This is a genomic window from Exiguobacterium sp. SH3S1 (genome assembly GCF_004337105.1).
Lineage (GTDB): Bacteria > Bacillota > Bacilli > Exiguobacteriales > Exiguobacteriaceae > Exiguobacterium > Exiguobacterium aurantiacum_A.
In genome coordinates, this window is the sequence record NZ_SJUW01000001.1 from 136,818 (window position 1) to 154,935 (window position 18,118).

General features: G+C 52.0%; 16 protein-coding genes. All 16 read right to left on the minus strand.

The window, feature by feature from the left end:
- Positions 1 to 32: 32 nt before the first annotated feature.
- The 16 genes from EVJ26_RS00710 to EVJ26_RS00785 all read right to left on the minus strand — a co-directional run bounded on the left by EVJ26_RS00710 (position 33) and on the right by EVJ26_RS00785 (position 18,115).
- Positions 33 to 4,325: a PolC-type DNA polymerase III gene (locus tag EVJ26_RS00710; RefSeq protein ID WP_131467761.1), complete on the minus strand. Its 4,293-nt coding sequence runs from the start codon at positions 4,323 to 4,325 to the stop codon at positions 33 to 35.
- 75 nt (positions 4,326 to 4,400) lie between these two features.
- Complete coding sequence (locus EVJ26_RS00715) at positions 4,401 to 6,101, minus strand: proline--tRNA ligase (protein WP_131467763.1); 1,701 nt, start codon at positions 6,099 to 6,101, stop codon at positions 4,401 to 4,403.
- A 31-nt stretch (positions 6,102 to 6,132) separates the two neighbouring features.
- Positions 6,133 to 7,383 carry an RIP metalloprotease RseP gene (gene rseP, locus EVJ26_RS00720; protein ID WP_131456172.1) on the minus strand — a complete coding sequence of 417 codons (1,251 nt, stop codon included), beginning with the start codon at positions 7,381 to 7,383 and terminating at the stop codon, positions 6,133 to 6,135.
- A gap of 16 nt (positions 7,384 to 7,399) precedes the next feature.
- A complete protein-coding gene (gene dxr, locus EVJ26_RS00725; RefSeq protein ID WP_131456174.1) occupies positions 7,400 to 8,545 on the minus strand; it encodes a 1-deoxy-D-xylulose-5-phosphate reductoisomerase in 1,146 nt (381 codons plus the stop codon).
- 13 nt (positions 8,546 to 8,558) lie between these two features.
- Entirely contained in the window at positions 8,559 to 9,356 is a 798-nt protein-coding gene (locus EVJ26_RS00730) for a phosphatidate cytidylyltransferase (protein ID WP_070327472.1), read from the minus strand.
- Between the two features lies 1 nt (position 9,357).
- A complete protein-coding gene (locus EVJ26_RS00735) occupies positions 9,358 to 10,095 on the minus strand; it encodes an undecaprenyl pyrophosphate synthase (protein ID WP_070327473.1) in 738 nt (245 codons plus the stop codon).
- An 83-nt stretch (positions 10,096 to 10,178) separates the two neighbouring features.
- On the minus strand, positions 10,179 to 10,739 hold the full coding sequence (frr, locus tag EVJ26_RS00740) for a ribosome recycling factor (protein ID WP_035385902.1): 561 nt from the start codon (positions 10,737 to 10,739) through the stop codon (positions 10,179 to 10,181).
- Positions 10,736 to 11,461 (minus strand): UMP kinase, encoded by a 726-nt coding sequence (pyrH, locus tag EVJ26_RS00745; protein WP_071399619.1) that lies wholly within the window; start codon positions 11,459 to 11,461, stop codon positions 10,736 to 10,738. Before pyrH ends, frr begins: the two co-directional genes overlap by 4 nt.
- Positions 11,462 to 11,570: 109 nt before the next feature.
- Positions 11,571 to 12,452, minus strand: coding sequence for a translation elongation factor Ts (gene tsf / locus EVJ26_RS00750; RefSeq protein ID WP_131456176.1), 882 nt, complete (start codon positions 12,450 to 12,452; stop codon positions 11,571 to 11,573).
- A gap of 120 nt (positions 12,453 to 12,572) precedes the next feature.
- Complete coding sequence (gene rpsB, locus EVJ26_RS00755; protein WP_021067146.1) at positions 12,573 to 13,313, minus strand: 30S ribosomal protein S2; 741 nt, start codon at positions 13,311 to 13,313, stop codon at positions 12,573 to 12,575.
- Positions 13,314 to 13,465: 152 nt separating this feature from the next.
- Complete coding sequence (locus EVJ26_RS00760; RefSeq protein WP_131456178.1) at positions 13,466 to 13,825, minus strand: hypothetical protein; 360 nt, start codon at positions 13,823 to 13,825, stop codon at positions 13,466 to 13,468.
- Positions 13,826 to 13,837: 12 nt separating this feature from the next.
- Positions 13,838 to 14,608 carry a FliA/WhiG family RNA polymerase sigma factor gene (locus EVJ26_RS00765; RefSeq protein ID WP_131456180.1) on the minus strand — a complete coding sequence of 257 codons (771 nt, stop codon included), beginning with the start codon at positions 14,606 to 14,608 and terminating at the stop codon, positions 13,838 to 13,840.
- 13 nt (positions 14,609 to 14,621) lie between these two features.
- On the minus strand, positions 14,622 to 15,107 hold the full coding sequence (locus EVJ26_RS00770; protein WP_131456182.1) for a chemotaxis protein CheD: 486 nt from the start codon (positions 15,105 to 15,107) through the stop codon (positions 14,622 to 14,624).
- Entirely contained in the window at positions 15,100 to 15,699 is a 600-nt protein-coding gene (locus tag EVJ26_RS00775; protein WP_070327478.1) for a chemotaxis protein CheC, read from the minus strand. The genes EVJ26_RS00770 and EVJ26_RS00775 overlap by 8 nt, the downstream gene beginning before the upstream one ends.
- Positions 15,689 to 16,120 (minus strand): chemotaxis protein CheW, encoded by a 432-nt coding sequence (locus EVJ26_RS00780; protein ID WP_070327479.1) that lies wholly within the window; start codon positions 16,118 to 16,120, stop codon positions 15,689 to 15,691. The genes EVJ26_RS00775 and EVJ26_RS00780 overlap by 11 nt, the downstream gene beginning before the upstream one ends.
- A gap of 12 nt (positions 16,121 to 16,132) precedes the next feature.
- On the minus strand, positions 16,133 to 18,115 hold the full coding sequence (locus tag EVJ26_RS00785; protein WP_131456183.1) for a chemotaxis protein CheA: 1,983 nt from the start codon (positions 18,113 to 18,115) through the stop codon (positions 16,133 to 16,135).
- Positions 18,116 to 18,118: the final 3 nt, after the last annotated feature.

Consider the following 18,118-nt stretch of genomic DNA (forward strand, 5'->3'; position numbering starts at 1 on the left):
CAATATATCATATTTTCCCGCTTTTTCGCAACTTACACCCCAAAATCAAAGAACGAAAGTTGGTTCTCGTCAGGCAGGCCTTCGAGACATTTCATCGTATCGAGCGTCTCGATAATCGTCTTCGACAATTTCGCCCGTTTCCGGAGATCCTCTTTTGACAAGAACTGACCTTCGGCACGCGCCTCGACAATCGCTTTCGCCGCGTTCGTCCCGAGTCCATCGACAGCGTTGAACGGTGGAATGAGCGTGTTGCCTTCAATCAAGAACTCGGTCGCATTCGAACGATAAAGATCGATGTTTTGGAATTTCATGCCGCGTTCGAGCATCTCAAGCGCGAGTTCGAGCACGGTGTGAAGCCCTTTATCTTTCGCCGTGGCGTCGAAGCCTTTCTCCCGGATATCAGACATCGCCTTGCGGACGGCCTGAGACCCTTTGATCATCGCCGACAAATCAAAATCGCCGGCGCGGACCGTAAAGTATGTCGCGTAATACAGAATCGGGTGGTGCACTTTGAAGTAAGCGATCCGTACGGCCATGAGCACGTACGCGGTCGCGTGTGCTTTCGGGAACATGTATTTGATCTTCTTACAAGAAGAGATGTACCATTCCGGGACGCTGTTCTCCCGCATCTCTGACTCCATGTCGTCAGACAAACCTTTCCCTTTACGGACCGACTCCATGATCTTAAAGGCGAACGATGGCTCCAGTCCGGCGTAGATCAAGTAGACCATAATGTCGTCACGACACCCGATGACGTCTTTCAGTTCACACGTCCCGTTATAGATCAACTCGTTCGCATTCCCGATCCAAACGTCCGTCCCGTGAGACAGACCTGAAATTTGGACGAGCTCTGAGAACGTGGACGGTTTCGTCTCTTCAAGCATTTGCCGGACGAACTTCGTCCCAAACTCAGGAATACCGAGCGTCCCTGTTTTTGACTCGATTTGCTCCGGTGTGACACCGAGCACTTCCGGTGACGAAAAGATTTTCATGACGGTCGGATCATCCGTCGGGATCGTCAACGGGTCGATGCCTGATAAGTCTTGGAGCATCCGGATGACGGTCGGGTCATCGTGTCCGAGAATATCGAGCTTGAGCAAGTTGTCGTGAATCGAATGGAAGTCGAAGTGTGTCGTCTTCCATTCAGACGTTCGGTCGTCGGCCGGATACTGGATCGGCGAGATTTCGGCGATGTCCATATAGTCCGGGACGACGATAATCCCGCCTGGATGCTGCCCGGTCGTCCGCTTGACACCGGTGACACCCGAGACGAGACGATCGACTTCGGCGTTCCGGTAAATCTTATCGTTTTCGGTCGCATAGCCTTTCACATATCCGTACGCCGTCTTGTCGGCAATCGTCCCGATCGTCCCGGCACGATAGACGTACTCTTCTCCGAACAACACTTTCGTGTACGCGTGAGCGTGAGGCTGGTACTCACCTGAGAAGTTCAAATCGATATCCGGTACTTTGTCCCCTTTAAAGCCAAGGAACGTCTCGAACGGGATATCGTGTCCATCTTTCGTATACCACGTCCCACACTCCGGACATTGCTTGTCCGGAAGATCGTAACCGGAACCGATCGACCCGTCATTAAAGAAGTGAGAGTGTTGACACTTCGGACAGACATAATGCGGTGGTAGTGGATTGACCTCGGTGATCTCGGTCATCGTCGCGACGAGACTCGACCCGACCGATCCTCGTGAACCGACGAGGTAACCGTCGTCGAGTGACTTCTTGACGAGTTTATGTGAGATCAAATAAATGACGGCGAAGCCGTGGCCGATGATTGATTTCAGTTCCTTCTCGAGCCGGGCCTCGACGATCTCCGGAAGCTCGTCCCCGTAAATCGAGCGGGCCATGTCATAACTCATATTACGGACCTCGTCATCCGCCCCTTCGATTTTCGGCGTATACAGTTCATCCGGGATGATTTGAATCGCTTCAATCTGGTCGGCGATCGCGTTCGGATTCGTGATGACGATCTCCCGTGCGAGCTCGTCACCTAAAAAATTAAACTCTTCCATCATTTCTTTCGTCGTCCGGAAATGGGCATGGGGCAACTCTTTTCTCGTGTTAATGAAGTTGGCCCCGCCTTGCGTCCGGATCAGGATTTCGCGATACGACCGATCCGTCCGGTCCAAGTAATGGACGTTCCCGGTCGCACAGACCGGAAGTCCGGCTTGACCTGCCACGCGAATGATCCGTTTGATGATGTCACGAAGTTCAAGCTCGTTCGCGACGATCTCTTTATCGATCAGATGCATATAAAGTGCCGGCGGATGAATCTCGATGAAGTCATAAAATGCCATCATCTTCTCGAGCTCTTCGTCCGACTTGTTCAAGGCGGCGTCAAAGATCTCGCCGTTGTCGCACGCCGAGCCGATGAGCAGCCCTTCTCGGCGCTTCTCGATCTCTGAGCGCGGCATCCGAGCCATCCGGAACAAATAGTCGATGTGCGACAACGAGATCAACTCATACAAGTGGCGCAATCCTGGTTTTTTCGTCTTCGCGTAAACCGTCGCATGAAACGGACGGATCTTCGAGACGTCACTGCCGACTTTCGCGTTCAGTGACCGATGCGTCTGCATCTCGAACATCTGTTTCGCCAAATCGAGCAACTTCATGAGCAGGTACGCCGTCGCCTCGGCATCATAGATGGCCCGGTGATGCTGCGTCAATTCGATATCAAACCGTTTGGCGAGCGTGTTGAGACGGTGGTTTTTGAGCGTCGGTAAAATCGTCCGGGCCAGTTCAAGCGTATCGATGACCGGATAATCGTCCGGCTCATGTCCTCCGCTTCGGAGCGTCGCCTCGAGAAAGCCCATATCGAACGAGGCGTTATGAGCGACGAGAATCCCGTCCCCGCACCAGTCGACGAACTGTTTCGCGATCACTTCCGGGTCGGGCTGTCCGTGGACCATGTCATCCGTGATCCCGGTCAGTTCAATCGTCGTCGCCGAAAGTTGATGTTTCGGGTCGGCGAACGCTTCGAACCGGTCGATGATCTCACCGTCTTTAATCTTGACGCCGGCGAGTTCGATGATTTTGTTGTAGACGGCCGACAGACCGGTCGTCTCGACGTCGAACACGACGTACGTCGCCTCGTCGAGCGAGACGTCGGTCGGATGATACGCGACAGGCACGCCGTCATTGACGACGTTCGCCTCAACACCGTACAAGATTTTAATGTCGTTCTTTTTCCCGGCATAATATGCTTCCGGGAACGACTGCACACCGGCATGGTCGGTGATGGCGATGGCGCGATGACCCCACTTGGCGGCCCGGGCGACGAGCGCCGACACGTTCGTGACCGCATCCATCTGGCTCATCTGCGTATGGGCGTGCAGTTCGACGCGCTTCTCCCCGGCCCATTCGTCCCGCTTCGGTTCGACTTTCACTTCTTGGAGCTGCGACGCCATCATGCACAGTTCGCGCATGAAGCTATCGTCTTCGACTCGTCCGGCCGCTTGGATCCACATGCCTTTTTTGACGGCACTGAGCATACGGTCGTCATCATCGTCACGTGCGAACACTTTGACGATGAGCGAATCGGTATAATCGGTCATCTTGATCGTGAATAGCTTCTTCCCGCTCTTCAACTCTTTCCGTTCGGCTGAAAACACGAGTCCACGGATGGCGACACGGCGTTCTTCTTCGATAATCGTCTTGATCGGGACGATCTCGTCTTTGATCAAGGCGCCCATCCGCACTTCCGTGATCGGCTCATCGTTCGTCTCGGTCGCTTTGGCGAACTGGGCCGCGAGTGCGAGTTTCGCCTGTTCGATATCTTCTTGGACGACTTGTTCACGCAACGCCTGATTCGCTTCCGCGTCTTCTGAGAAACTGGCTTGGCACGGCTTTTTCATAAACCCGTAAGCACTGTAGAGCGCTTGAACTTCTTGGCACAGCTCTTTATCGACATAGCTCGCCTCAGGTGCGGAGCGGACGGGAATGAGCAACTTGTTTTGCTCGAAGCGCGGTTTGACAGTTGCGAAATAGCTTCGCATCGCCCCCGACACTTGACTGAGCTCACTGACGATGCGCGGCCAGTAGTCGATATAATCCTGCTCGCTTCCACCTGTCTCTGTCGTAAAACGAGCATACACTTCATCGGCAAACGTCGCGTACCGATTCTCGACCCGACTCATGAACAATTGATAAACCTCATATGGCAACACTTGGCGCATCTTAAAGTAAAACGTCCACGTCCGTCGCTGTTTATTGACGACAAGACGCGATAGTTCCGCTCCGTCGAACTGATCACTCTCTGTCGTGATCCCGAGATCCGTCAACAGTAATTGCATCTTTTGATTTGCTTCCACGGGTAAGTCGTCCCCCCCTTTATATGACAATGTCGAAAAATGAAGGTGACGGCAAGAAACCGTCACCTTCATCGATCAATGCGTCTCGTTGAGTTGCGCGACAATCACTTGCGGCAACTCCTCTACCGTCGTTTCAATCACTTCGCCCGTCGCACGGACTTTCACTTCGACGATGCCTTCGCCGGCTTTCTTCCCGACGTTGATACGAATCGGCAAGCCGATCAAGTCAGCGTCGGCAAATTTAACGCCGGCCCGTTCTTTGCGGTCGTCGTACAATACATCATACTTCGATGATAGTTCACCGTAAAGTCGATTCGAAAGTTCGAGTTGCGTCTCGTCTTTCGCGTTGATCGCAATCAAGTGCAGATCAAACGGTGCGACACTCTTCGGCCAAACGATACCGCGGTCGTCGTGATGCTGTTCGACGATTGCCGAAAGCGTCCGCGAGACACCGATGCCGTAACAACCCATGATGAGTGGTTCCGCCCGGCCTTCTTCGTTCAAGAACGTCGCGCCCATCGCCTCTGAGTAGCGCGTACCGAGTTTGAACACTTGACCGACCTCGATCCCACGTGCGAACCGGACTGGACCAGATTCGTCCGGTGCCAAGTCGCCTTCGACGACGAAGCGGAGGTCGTGATACGTCAAGTGCGACAAGTCGCGTTCTGCATTGACGTGCATGAAGTGCGTGTTCGCAACGTTGGCGCCACATACCGCATCGACTAAATATTTAACGGCGTAATCGGCGACGACTTTGACCGGTGCGTTGATCGGTCCGAGCGTCCCTGGTTCACAGCCGAACAATTCAATAATCTTCGACTCGTCTTCCATTTGGATATCGAGTCCGCCGAGGGCGTTCTTCACTTTGACATCGTTCGCTTCGTGATCGCCGCGAACGATCGCCATGACCGTCTCGCCGTCGACGTTGAACAACACCGACTTGATCGTCGTGTTCGTCTCCACGCCCAAGAATCGCGCCACGTCTTCGATCGTCTTATGATCTTTCGTATCGACTTGCTCGAGCTCGAGCACAACACCCGCTTGCATGTCGTAACGGTCAAGCGTTTCCGCCATCTCGATGTTCGCCGCGTATGACGACGAGTCCGTGTAGACGATCGTATCCTCACCGATTTCGGCGAGCGCCTGGAATTCGTGCGTGTCTTTCCCGCCAATCGCGCCTGAATCGGCCACGACCGGACGATACTTCAAACCGGTGCGGTCAAAGATGCGCGAATAAGCGTTGTACATATTGTCGTACTCTTCGTCCAAATCAGCCTGTGTGGCGTGGAACGAGTAGGCATCTTTCATCAAAAACTCACGTCCGCGTAATAATCCGAACCGCGGACGACGCTCATCGCGATACTTCGTCTGAATCTGGTACAAGTTGACCGGTAACTTCTTATACGAGTTCAACTCGTCACGGACGATCGACGTGATCAACTCTTCGTGGGTCGCTCCAAGTGCGAAACGGCGGTCATGACGGTCCGTCAAACGCATCAGTTCAGGTCCGTAGATGTCCCAACGTCCCGTCTCTTCCCATAGCTCCGCTGGTTGGATCGCCGGCATGAGCAGTTCTTGCGCCCCGGCCCGGTTCATCTCTTCACGGATGATCGTTTGAATATTTTGTAACACACGATGACCGAGTGGTAAATAAGAGTAGATCCCCGCTGCATTTTGTCGAATAAATCCACCGCGCACGAGAAGTTGATGGCTGACAGCTTCAGCGTCAGCAGGAACCTCTCTCAAAGTAGGCATAAGCAATCTCGATTGTTTCATAAATATCAACGTTTCCCTTCTCTAACACAGTCTATTTAAAAAATGATTGGATATCGTTCCAAGTGACGATGAGCATGAGCAGCATAAGCAGGGCAAATCCGATAAAGTGGACGAACCCTTCTTTTTTTGGATCGATCGGTCGACCACGCACTGCCTCGAACAACAAGAAGATGAGTCGTCCCCCGTCAAGCGCCGGAAGTGGCAACAAGTTGAAGATCGCCAAGTTGACGGATAACAGTGCCGTCCAGTTGAGCAACATGACGAAACCGCTCGCCGCCACTTCGTCGGTCATGCGGACAATCCCGACCGGACCTGCGAGTTGATCGACTCCGACTTGGCCGGTCACTAAATCACCGACCGCAGAGAAAATCAATGTCGACATCGTCCACGTCGTCTCAGCTCCTGTTGTGAACGCTTTTGTCGGTGATCGCTCGAGCGCATTTGTCACGCCAAGGATACCGACCGTCTCGCCATTTTGTTCGACTGCTTGAGGTGTGAGCGTTACCGTTTGTTCCTCACCCGCCCGAATATAGGTCACCTCGGTCGGTGTATCGGCACGATCGGCCAAGACCGTTCGAAGATCGAGCCAGTTATCAATCGTCTCACCCTCGATCGAGACGATTTCGTCTCCGGTGACGAGCCCGGCTTGATCAGCCGCCGAATCCGGTTGTACTGTCCCGATTTGTCCGTCGTCTGTCGGTGTGCCTTGCACGAGACCGACAATAACGAGCAAGACGAAGGCAAGGACGAAGTTCATGGCCGGACCGGCTGCGATCGCGAGCACCCGTTTCCAAACTGATTGCGCTCCGAACGTGCGGTCGTACGGTGCGATTTGAATCTCCATACCTTGATCGACGAGAAGCGTATCGCGCTCGAGTGTGTACACCCGCACTTCTTCGTCGACGAGCAATTGAATCTTCAATTCACGGATCGAATCGAACTTGTCGACCGTTCCGACGACGTGTACATCCGTCGCTTGGTCCGGTTGGAAATAGACGCGGTCGACTGTGCCCGCGCTCGTTAACCGGAGCCCGACTTGTTGACCGGCCTTCACTTCGATCGGCTCGAAATCCTCACCCGCCATCTTGACGTAACCACCGATCGGCAATAAGCGAATTGTATAGAGCGTCTCATTCTTTCTGAACGAAAAGATTTTCGGTCCAAACCCGATTGCAAATTCGTGACAGAGAATCCCTGCCCGTTTCGCCATGACGAGGTGTCCCCATTCATGAACTGAAATGAGCACCCCAAACATCAAAACGATGGCGATAAAAGTTTGCATGATCTATTCCCCACCTTCACTTTCGTTGCTGAATTTGTTCACGAACCGATTGATCGACTTGAAGGATCTGCTCAAGCGTCGGTTCTACAATGACTGTATGTGCATCCATCGCTTGCGCGACGATCGATTCAATCTCGACGAACGCAATCTTTCCGTTCAAGAACAAATCGACAGCCGTTTCGTTAGCCGCATTCAACACGGTCGGCATTGAACCTCCTTGACGACCTGCTTCATACGCTAGTCGAAGAGCCGGATAGCGATCGAAATCGGCTTCCGCAAAATGGAGCGTCCCGATTTCTCTCAAGTTTAACCGCTTGTTCCCTTCGATTTCAAGCCGTTTCGGGGTAGAGAGCGCATAGAGGATCGGTCCCCGCATATCGGGGTTTCCGAGTTGCGCCATGACTGCGGCGTCTTTAAACTCGACCATCGAGTGAATGATCGACTCCCGATGGAGCACCACTTCAATATCATTATAATCGATATCGAACAACCAGTGCGCTTCGATGACTTCGAGCCCTTTGTTGAACATCGTCGCCGAATCGATCGTGATTTTTGCACCCATCGACCAGTTCGGATGATTGAGCGCTTCTTCGACGGTCACGTTCGCTAATTCAGCGCGTGTCCGATCGCGGAAACTTCCGCCTGAGGCCGTCAAAATGATTTTTGAAACGTCCTCACGACGCTCTCCGTTCAGGCATTGGTAGATGGCCGAGTGTTCACTGTCGACCGGAAGCAAACTGACGCCGTGCTCTTTGACGGCGGCCATGACGAGATGTCCGGCTGTGACGAGCGTTTCTTTGTTCGCCAAGGCGATATCTTTACCGGCTTTAATAGCGGCAAGCGTCGGCTCTAAGCCGACTGCCCCGACGACGGCCGTCACGACCACATTGGCCCGCTCAGCGGTCGCACATTCGATCAACCCTTCGAGTCCGATAAAAAAGAGTGGTTCGTATGTAAGGCGTGGCTTGAGCTGTTCGAGTACCTCGATCGTTTTGGCTGATACGTATTTCGGGCGAAGGCGGTTGATCCATTCCTCGGCTACCTCGACGTTCGTTCCGAACGCGTACGCCTCAAGTTCAAACAAGTCGGGGTGCTGCTCGATCACATCGCACGTCTGTACGCCGATCGAACCAGTCGCCCCGATTAAGCTGATTCGCTTCATCTTGACACTCCTTTTACAACAAATTGAAAATCCAAATGACGGTGAATACCGCGATCATACTATCAAATCGGTCTAAAATGCCACCATGTCCCGGTAATAGATGTCCAGAATCTTTTACGCCAAACTGACGTTTGTACGCTGATTGTACCAAATCACCGAGCTGGCCGACGACAGAAACGACAACCGCTAAGACGAGCACTTCGACGAGCGGTAGGACCGGTTCAATCAAGACATAGACGACACCGACGACGACAGCTGAAACAATACCGCCGACAGCTCCTTCGATCGTCTTGTTCGGACTGATCGAGGGCCATAGTTTCGTCTTGCCGATCGCTTTCCCCGTGAAATACGCACCCGAATCGGTCGCCCAAATGATAAATAAGACGAGCAATACTTTCGCCAGCCCGTCTTCAGACAGACGGACGAGGGCAAAGCTTGAAAACCCGATGACGAGATAAACAGCCGAGACGAAATAAAAACTCGCATCTTCATATGTGAAACGGTTTTTCGTGACGACCGTCCAAAAGAGAAGCAGCATTAACCCGAGCACCATCCATTGACTCGTCGAAATCGGAAGTTCACTCGTCAACAACTGCCGTTCTAAGAGCATCATGACGAACGGGAACGCTACGAGCAACGATGTCACGAGGAACGGGAACGCTGTCAGCTTATGCTCACGCATCATCGTAAACTCGCTCAAACCGATCAAAGCGAGCACGCCCATCAAGATGACGAACGGGCTGCCGCCAAGGGCGATCAAGCTGACAAAGATGGCGCCGGCCCAAAGTCCGGTAATAATTCGTGTTTTCATATTACACTCCACCAAACCGACGCGTACGTGTATTGTACGCTTCGATTGCTTCGACGAAGTGCTCACGTTTGAACTCGGGCCACAATACGTCTGTGAAGTGGAGTTCGGCATACGCCCCTTGCCAGAGCAGGAAGTTCGATAACCGTTGTTCACCGCTCGTCCGAATGATCAAATCGACATCTTGCATATTCGTCATGAGCCGCTCTCCGATCATCGACTCGTCGATCTCATCTGGATTGATGTGTCCGGCCGACACGTCGCGCGCAATGTCACGCATCGCTTGGATGAGTTCGTCACGGCCGCCATAGTTCAACGCGAAGACGAGGTCTAACCCCGTGTTTGTCGCGGTACGCGTCCGCGCTTCCTCGACCGCCTCGCGTGTTCCGCGCGGCAGTTTCGACACGTCACCGGCAACGAGCACTCTGACGTTTTGTTCGTCGAGTTCTTTTAAGTCGGTCTCTAAAAATTGCTTCGGCAACTTCATCAAAAAATTGACTTCTTCTTCTGGACGCGTCCAGTTTTCGGTCGAGAACGCGTAAAGCGTCAGCGACTTGATGCCGAGCTCTTGAGCCGTCCGGACTGATTCACGGACCGATTTCATCCCTTCCCGGTGACCCATGATGCGCGGGAGCCCGCGTTTCTTCGCCCAACGGCCGTTTCCGTCCATGATGATGGCGACATGTTCGGGGATGCTCAATTCCGCCTCAGTCTTCGTTTTAGGATTCACCCATTTAAACATAGTCTATCCTCCTGATTGTATGAAAGAGGGACCCTTTCAGTAAAAGGGTCCCCACACAGCTTTTTGGTATACCACTTCCGTGATTATACTTCCATGATCTCTTTTTCTTTGACCGCTGCAGACTCATCAATCTTTTTGATGTAAGAATCCGTTAACGTTTGAACGTCGTCCGCGTAACCACGGAGGTCGTCTTCTGTCAAATCTCCATCTTTTTCAAGCTTCTTCAAGTTCTCGTTCGCGTCACGACGAACGTTACGAACCGCAACTTTCGCTTCTTCCGCATACTTCTTCGTGATTTTAACGAGTTCTTTCCGGCGCTCTTCCGTCAAGGCAGGGATTGCTAAACGGATGACTGTCCCGTCCGAAGATGGCGACAGACCGAGATCCGCTCTTTGAATCGCTTTCTCGACTTCCGTTACGAGCGACTTGTCCCAAGGTTGGATCAACAAAAGACGAGCTTCTGGCGTGTTGATGTTCGCTACTTGGTTGAGCGGTGTTGGCACACCGTAGTAGTCGACTTGGACCGGGTCCAAAATCGATGCACTGGCGCGTCCGGTGCGGAGCGTCCCAAAATCACGTTTTAATGATGTATGGGCTTTAACCATCTTTTCTTCAGCCGTTTTCATAACTTCGTTTGCACTCATGAATTGATTCCTCCCACTACCGTCCCGATATGTTCCCCGAGAACGACACGTTTGATATTTCCTTCTTCAAGCAATGAGAATACAATCAGCGGAATATGGTTGTCCATGCATAGTGACGTCGCTGTCGAGTCCATGACTTGGAGACCGTCTTTTAAGACGTCCAAGTATGTGAGTGACTCGTATTTGACCGCATCCGGGACAAGTTTCGGGTCTGCCGAGTAGACGCCGTCGACGTTGTTTTTCCCCATTAAGATGACATCAGCTTCGATCTCGGCTGCCCGGAGCGCTGCTGTCGTATCTGTCGAGAAGTATGGGTTACCCGTCCCTGCTGCAAAGATGACGACCCGGCCTTTTTCAAGGTGGCGCATCGCCCGGCGGCGGATATACGGTTCAGCAACTTGACGCATTTCGATTGATGTTTGGACGCGGGTTTGGACACCGTGTGTTTCGAGGCTGTCTTGAAGTGCAAGCGAGTTAAGTACAGTTGCGAGCATGCCCATGTAATCGGCATTGGCCCGGTCCATACCGAGTTCGCTTCCCGTCTTTCCGCGCCAGATGTTTCCGGCACCTACGACGACCGCTACTTCGACGCCCATGGCGACTAACTCTTTAATCTGTCCAGAAATCGAGTTGACGATTGCCGGATCGATTCCGTATCCTTGATCTCCTGCGAGCGCTTCTCCACTCAATTTTAACACAATTCTCTTATATTTCGGTTCCATACTTTGCCTCCTCATGCTTGAAAAAAGGGAACACGCTCCCTTAACGAACTAACTCAAGGTTATACAGACGTGTTCCCAATTTTAATTGCATCATCATATATGACGCAGATTATTTTTTAAGTTGGTTCATTACTTCTTCAGCAAAGTTTTCTTCGCGTTTTTCCATACCTTCTCCAACTTCGAAACGTACGAACGAGTTGATACGGCCGCCTTTAGACTCTACGTATTTTCCAACTTTGAAGTCAGCGTCTTTGACGAACGTTTGGTCGACGAGGCAGATTTCTTCGAAGTACTTGTTCATGCGTCCCGCGATCATCTTCTCGACGATGTTAGCAGGTTTGCCTTCGTTGATCGCTTGTTCAGTCAAGACTTTCTTCTCGCGCTCTGCTTCTTCAGCCGAAACTTCGTCACGTGTCGCGTAAAGTGGGTTAGCTGCTGCTACGTGCATCGCTACGTCTTTCGCTACTGACTCATCTGTCGTGCCGTCGATGACGACGACCGAACCGATGCGTCCGCCCATGTGAAGGTAAGTGCCGAATACAGCGTCGTCCGCTTTTTCAAGAACAGCGATGCGACGGAGCGAGATTTTCTCTCCGATTGTCGATGCTTCTTCTTGAATGTGTGTTTCGAGTGTTTTACCAGCCACGAATTCAGAAGCGTGAGCTGCTTCGACTGTCGTCGCGCCTGAAGCGAGAACCGCTTTCGCCACGTCGCTGACGAGTGTTTGGAACTTCTCGTTTTTAGAAACGAAGTCCGTCTCTGAGTTGACTTCGACGAGAGCAGCTTTGTTGCCTTCAACCGCTACTGCTGTCAAGCCTTCAGCTGCGATACGATCGCCTTTAGCTGCTGCTTTAGCAATCCCTTTTTCACGTAGGAAGTCGATTGCCGCTTGCATGTCACCGTCTGTTTCCACGAGTGCTTTTTTGCAATCGAGCATACCTGCTCCTGTTTTTTCACGAAGTTCTTTTACCATTGCTGCTGTAACTGCCATCGGAAATTCCTCCTTGTAAAACTTACATTTTTTTAAAATAAAAGCACTAGGCTTCGAATAGACTATGTCCTAAAAAAAGGTGATAAAAGGCTTTCCCTTTATCACCTGTTGTCTAACTGATTACTCAGCTTCTGTAGCTTCAGCTTCTGGAGCTACAGCTTCTTCAGCAACTTCTTCTTCGCCTTGCTTCGCTTCGATGATCGCATCAGCCATCTTAGAAGTGAGCAATTTAACCGCACGAATTGCATCGTCGTTCGCTGGGATAACGTAGTCGATTTCATCTGGGTCACAGTTTGTATCGACAATCGCAACGATTGGGATGTTCAATTTGTGAGCTTCTGCAATCGCGATCCGCTCTTTGCGTGGGTCAACGATGAAGAGAGCGTCAGGAACGCCTGGCATATCTTTGATTCCGCCGAGGAACTTCTCAAGACGTGTCATTTCTTTTTTCAAGATGATGACTTCTTTTTTAGGAAGTACTTCGAACGTGCCGTCAGCTTCCATTTTCTCAAGTTGCTTCAAGCGGTTAATACGCTTTTTGATTGTTGAGAAGTTTGTGAGTGTTCCACCCAACCAACGCTCATTGATGAAGTACATACCTGAACGGAGTGCTTCTTCTTTGATTGTATCTTGAGCTTGTTTTTTCGTACCTACGAAGAGGACGTTTCCGCCTTCTGCCGCGAGTTCACGAACGAAGTTGTAAGCTTCGTCTACTTTTTTAACCGTCTTTTGAAGGTCGATGATGTAGATTCCGTTACGCTCCGTGAAGATGTATTTCGCCATTTTTGGGTTCCAACGACGTGTCTGGTGACCGAAGTGTACACCAGCTTCGAGCAATTGCTTCATTGAGATTACTGCCATGATAAATTTCCTCCTTGTGGTTTAAAAAAGTCCTCCGCCTCGTTCATCGTTGTACTCCGACCTTTCGGCACCGAGGAATACCATCCCGAGACGTGTGTGATGTGTTTAACACCGAAAATTACTATAGCATAAGTCTTCAAATCCGGCAACTCTCACTTTTGTCGAAGTTTCGCATAAAGCGCCACTTCGCCTTCCCCTTTTCCGAGGAGACGTGCCGTGTCGCGGACTGAATGACGGAGCAACACCTCTTCGACGCTCGGGTTAACCGCACCGTCTTCAGACGTTTCAGTTTCTATCTCGGCGATTTCAGTCGAGGTCGGTTTTGGCGATTCGGCCGCATCGTTTTTCACAACATCGCCCATCGATTCCATGAATGACAAGAGCAACGCCTCTGTCTCGCGTTTCTCGCTTTCGAGCCGATTGACGCGTTCGTTCAATGTTTGGATCTGCCGGAACCCGATCAACAGACCATAGGCAATCACGATCCCCGCGATCAGCAACACAAAAGTCATCCCTTCACCTCCTCACGATGTCTTTTCTTCTAGATACGAGCGGCCTAGTGCCTGTTTGAGTGTCTTTAACGCTTTCGAATGAATCTGTGAGATGCGGGAAGTCGATAATTCTAACACTTCCCCAATCTCCGTCAACGTCAACTCGTCAAAATAAAATAGCGAGACGACAAGACGTTCTTTTTCAGACAGTTGATCGATCTCGGTCGTCAGCACGTCGACTAACTCGCGTTGCAACAACGTGTCTTCCGGTTTTTCCGAATCGGGGTCAAAATACGTGACCGACATGACTTTCCCTTCTTCTTGGAGCGTCACCGCCTCGTCAATCGACAACATGTTCGCGAAATACCCTTCCGCCATCGCCTTTTCGATATCAGCGATCGGAAGCGCGCACGCGTCGGCCAATTCTTCTTTCGTCGGGGCACGGTGCAGCTTTTGCTCGAGTTGTTCGGCGACATGGTCAATCTTCTTCACGCGCTCCCGTACCGAGCGCGGCAGCCAATCGATTTTTCGAAGTCCGTCGATAATCGCGCCCCGAATCCGAAACGCCGCATACGTATCGAATTTATTATTATGTTCCGGATCATATTTCATGAGGGCATCGTACAATCCCATGTAACCCAAACTTTTCAATTCGTCGCGTTCGACGCTCTTTGGGAGCGTCACGATCATTCGTTGCACGTGATAATGGATCAGAAATTCATAATGTGATAATAATTCATTTGCCGTATCCATATCGCGGTCAGTATTCCAACGATCCCACAACTGGGTAAGCTGAGTCGTCATGTCGATCCCCCCCTTATAGTTCTTTTGTTCCGATACTCACTGTCCGAATCGATAAGACGCATGTTGCCACGTCAAATTCAATCGTTCGTCCGTTATGCCCACCACAATCCTCGGCGATTAGCGGGATGTGATGTGCTTTTAAAGCGACGCGGATTGCTTCGGCATTTCGTTCCCCGATGCGCATCGCCGCGTTCTCATATTTGAATTGAAACATTTGAGCCCCACCGGCCATCTTGGCTTGCAGACGTCCTGCCCCGGCCCGTTTGAGCGACTCGACGAGCGCGTCAATTGCCGTATCCGCATATTTCCCGACTTCGATCGTCTGGTGTTTCCTTGCGATCGCCGAATCTGGAAGCATGACGTGCGCCATCGCCGCCACTTGCAGCCGGGCATCATACAAGATGACACCGACGCATGAGCCGAGTCCCGCCGTGCGGAGCCGGTTCGGTGCTGTCGTTTGCTTCCACTCGGCAATCCCGATTTTAAGAACTTCAGCCATGGCCAAGCAACCTTCGTTGAATCCGATCTAGCGAGCCGTGCGTCGGTAAGAAGAGCACATGCCCGGCACTCACCTTCTCGTCAATCATGAACGTCGTGTCGATATAGAGCGCGGCATCTTCTTCCGGTTGAACGGACGTGACGACAAATTCGACGATCGATCCGGCCATATCAATCGCGGTCGCCGGCACTTGAATCATGATCGGCGTATTGAGCCAGTCGCCTAACGCTCGCGCGTAGGCCCCGCTCATAATGTTACCGATCTCTTCCCACGCCGATTGACCGAGCTCGTTGTTCGATTGGAACGTGAACGGTGAGCCGATCAGCGAAGCCACCATACTCTCCGCATCATCCACCGGGAACATGATCAGGATCATGCCACTGATCTCGCCTCCAAGCTCTAACAGGACAGAGGCCACATGGCGCTCCGGACCGCCGACGCGGTCCGGTAAATACGTGATCGGTTCCATTTCGGCAGACGATACCGTGATGTTGACCGGCTTGGCGAGCAGTGTCGAGAGCGCGGTCGCCGCATGACCAGACCCGATATTCCCGAGTTCTTTTAACAAATCTTGTTCAAATTCACTCAGCATGTTGGTCCTCGAACAACGCGTTCGCATCGAGAAGCGAGAACAGCTTGTCCTCACCTTTGGCAATCGCCGTCAAGTGTGCCGAGTGCATCTCGTGGCTCGAATCCGGAATCGGTTCGATCCGGACTTCATCGCTCTCGACGACTTCGTTGGCACGATCGACGATAAAACCAGCATCGCCTTGATTCAAAGAAGCGATCAAAATCCGTGTCTCGTCTGTCGGTGCGATTTCTTCATAACCGAGGCGAAGCCTGAGGTCGATGACCGGCGTGACCACACCACGGAGGTTGATGACGCCCTTCACGTGTGCTGGTGCGTTCGGCACCCGGGTGACAGGTTGTAACCGTTCAATCGAACGGACTGATTGGACATCGATTCCGTACGTGTTCGATGCGAGTGAAAACACTACCCATTTTTGTTCCATCTTTCTTCCTCCTTAAAAGAGATCGTTGCTGTCTACGATGAGAGCGACCCGTCCATCTCCGAGAATCGTTGCCCCCGAAATAGCCGGAATACCTTCGAGATACGTCCCGAGCGGCTTCATGACAATCTCTTGTTGACCAATCAAGTCGTTCACGACGACTCCGACGAGTTTATTTCCTTTACGCACGACGACGACCGGGAACTGTGATTTTGTTTCCGAATCGATTCCGAAAATTTCTTTTAAATAAACGAGCGGGACGAGTTGTCCGCGGAAATCGAAGACACGTTCACGATGGGCCGTCAGGATGTTGGCTTCATCGAGCAATGTCGTCTCGAGAATCGATGACAATGGGATGGCATACGTCTCATCGCCCGCTTGGACGAGCATCGCCGAGATGATTGATAACGTGAGCGGTAGGCTGACTTGGAACTTGGTCCCTTGTCCGACCACTGTCTCGAGCGTGACCACACCACCGAGTGACTCGATTTTATTTTTGACGACGTCGAGTCCGACGCCACGACCTGACAAGTCTGTGACAACGTCTGCCGTTGAGAAGCCCGGTGCAAAGATGAGCATCGCGAGCTCGTTGTCCGTCATCGCCGCCGCTTCTTCAGTCGTGATGACACCACGTTCGAGCGCTTTCGACCGGACTTTATCGACATTGATTCCCGCTCCATCATCTTCGATCTCGATGAAGACACGGTTACCGCCATGGTAAGCACGGAGGGCGAGTCGCCCTTGTTGCGGTTTGCCGGCTTGGACGCGTTTGTCAGGAAGCTCGATGCCATGATCGATCGCGTTGCGAATCAAGTGGACGAGCGGATCGCCGATCTCATCGATTACGGTCCGGTCGAGTTCCGTGTCAGCTCCTGAGATATCGAGTTGAACTTTTTTATGAATGTCTTTCGCGACCGAGCGGACCATCCGTGGGAACCGGTTGAACACTTGCTCGATTGGCATCATCCGTAACGTCAACACGAGTGATTGCAGTTCGTTCGTGCCCCGTTTGATTTTCTCGACCGTCTCGTTTAGTTCAGGCTGTCCAACCTCGTCGGCAAGGCGTTCGAGTCGGCCGCGGTCGATGATGAATTCTTCAAACAAGTTCATGAGACGATCGATCCGTTCTAAATTGACACGAATCGTCTTCGCTTGAGCGACAGCTTGTTCTTTCGGTTCTTCTGCTTCTTGCGCTTTCGGTTTTATTTCTTGCACCGCTACCGTTTCTGCACTCACAGCAATTTCCGGCTCGCTCTCGCTCTCGCTCACGCCCGTAAATACCGAGACGTGGACTGTTTCAACTTCCGACACTTGCGAGACGGCGTGTTCGATGACTGCAGCCGTCTCTTGTGACAAGAACAAGACGTCAAACGACAAGTCGAACTGTTCTTGCTCAATCGCTTCCGTCTCCGGATGGGTCCGAACGACTTCACCGAGCTCTTGGAGACGATCAAACACCATGTAAGCCCGGGCTGCTTTTAAGACGACGGCATCCGATAACTTCACATGGAGTTGGAACGCCTCAAAACCGGTCTGTTTCGCTTGTTCGATGACCGAATCCGCATACAAGTCGACAGTAAACACCGACGATTCTTCCGCCGCAGCGACCGTTTGTTCTTTACTCCCGATAAACGACTGGAATGCCGAAACCGTCGCTTTGACGTCGACGTTCGTGCCGGTTCCACCCGTCTCGATGTCGGCAATCATCGCTTCAATTTGTTCCATTGCGGTAAACATCGTATCAAGCAACAATTGGTTGCTCTCTTTTTTGCCTGACCGGACAAGGTCAAGGGCGCTCTCCATTTCGTGTGTCAAGTTGGCCACGCTTTCGTACCCCATCGTCGCCGACATCCCTTTGAGCGTATGGGCCGAACGGAAAATCTCTTGAACCGCTTCAGCGCTAGCCGTCTGCTCAAATTTCATCAACTGTGTGTTGACCGATTGGATATGCTCTTGCGACTCGTCCAAAAACAACCCTAAGTATTCGTTCACGTCCATCTA

Excerpts from the sequence above, each read along its gene's own strand:
- dxr (WP_131456174.1), bottom strand. The coding sequence starts at position 8,545 with ATGAAGCGAATCAGCTTAATCGGGGCGACTGGTTCGATCGGCGTACAG.
- EVJ26_RS00760 (WP_131456178.1), bottom strand. The coding sequence starts at position 13,825 with ATGACTTTTGTGTTGCTGATCGCGGGGATCGTGATTGCCTATGGTCTG.
- tsf (WP_131456176.1), bottom strand. The coding sequence starts at position 12,452 with ATGGCAGTTACAGCAGCAATGGTAAAAGAACTTCGTGAAAAAACAGGA.
- EVJ26_RS00780 (WP_070327479.1), bottom strand. The coding sequence starts at position 16,120 with ATGGAACAAAAATGGGTAGTGTTTTCACTCGCATCGAACACGTACGGA.
- EVJ26_RS00765 (WP_131456180.1), bottom strand. The coding sequence starts at position 14,608 with ATGACGACTCAGCTTACCCAGTTGTGGGATCGTTGGAATACTGACCGC.
- EVJ26_RS00715 (WP_131467763.1), bottom strand. The coding sequence starts at position 6,101 with ATGAAACAATCGAGATTGCTTATGCCTACTTTGAGAGAGGTTCCTGCT.
- EVJ26_RS00775 (WP_070327478.1), bottom strand. The coding sequence starts at position 15,699 with ATGCTGAGTGAATTTGAACAAGATTTGTTAAAAGAACTCGGGAATATC.
- EVJ26_RS00770 (WP_131456182.1), bottom strand. The coding sequence starts at position 15,107 with ATGGCTGAAGTTCTTAAAATCGGGATTGCCGAGTGGAAGCAAACGACA.
- rpsB (WP_021067146.1), bottom strand. The coding sequence starts at position 13,313 with ATGGCAGTAATCTCAATGAAGCAATTGCTCGAAGCTGGTGTACACTTC.
- EVJ26_RS00730 (WP_070327472.1), bottom strand. The coding sequence starts at position 9,356 with ATGAAAACACGAATTATTACCGGACTTTGGGCCGGCGCCATCTTTGTC.
- pyrH (WP_071399619.1), bottom strand. The coding sequence starts at position 11,461 with ATGGAACCGAAATATAAGAGAATTGTGTTAAAATTGAGTGGAGAAGCG.
- EVJ26_RS00735 (WP_070327473.1), bottom strand. The coding sequence starts at position 10,095 with ATGTTTAAATGGGTGAATCCTAAAACGAAGACTGAGGCGGAATTGAGC.
- rseP (WP_131456172.1), bottom strand. The coding sequence starts at position 7,383 with ATGCAAACTTTTATCGCCATCGTTTTGATGTTTGGGGTGCTCATTTCA.
- EVJ26_RS00785 (WP_131456183.1), bottom strand. The coding sequence starts at position 18,115 with ATGGACGTGAACGAATACTTAGGGTTGTTTTTGGACGAGTCGCAAGAG.
- frr (WP_035385902.1), bottom strand. The coding sequence starts at position 10,739 with ATGAGTGCAAACGAAGTTATGAAAACGGCTGAAGAAAAGATGGTTAAA.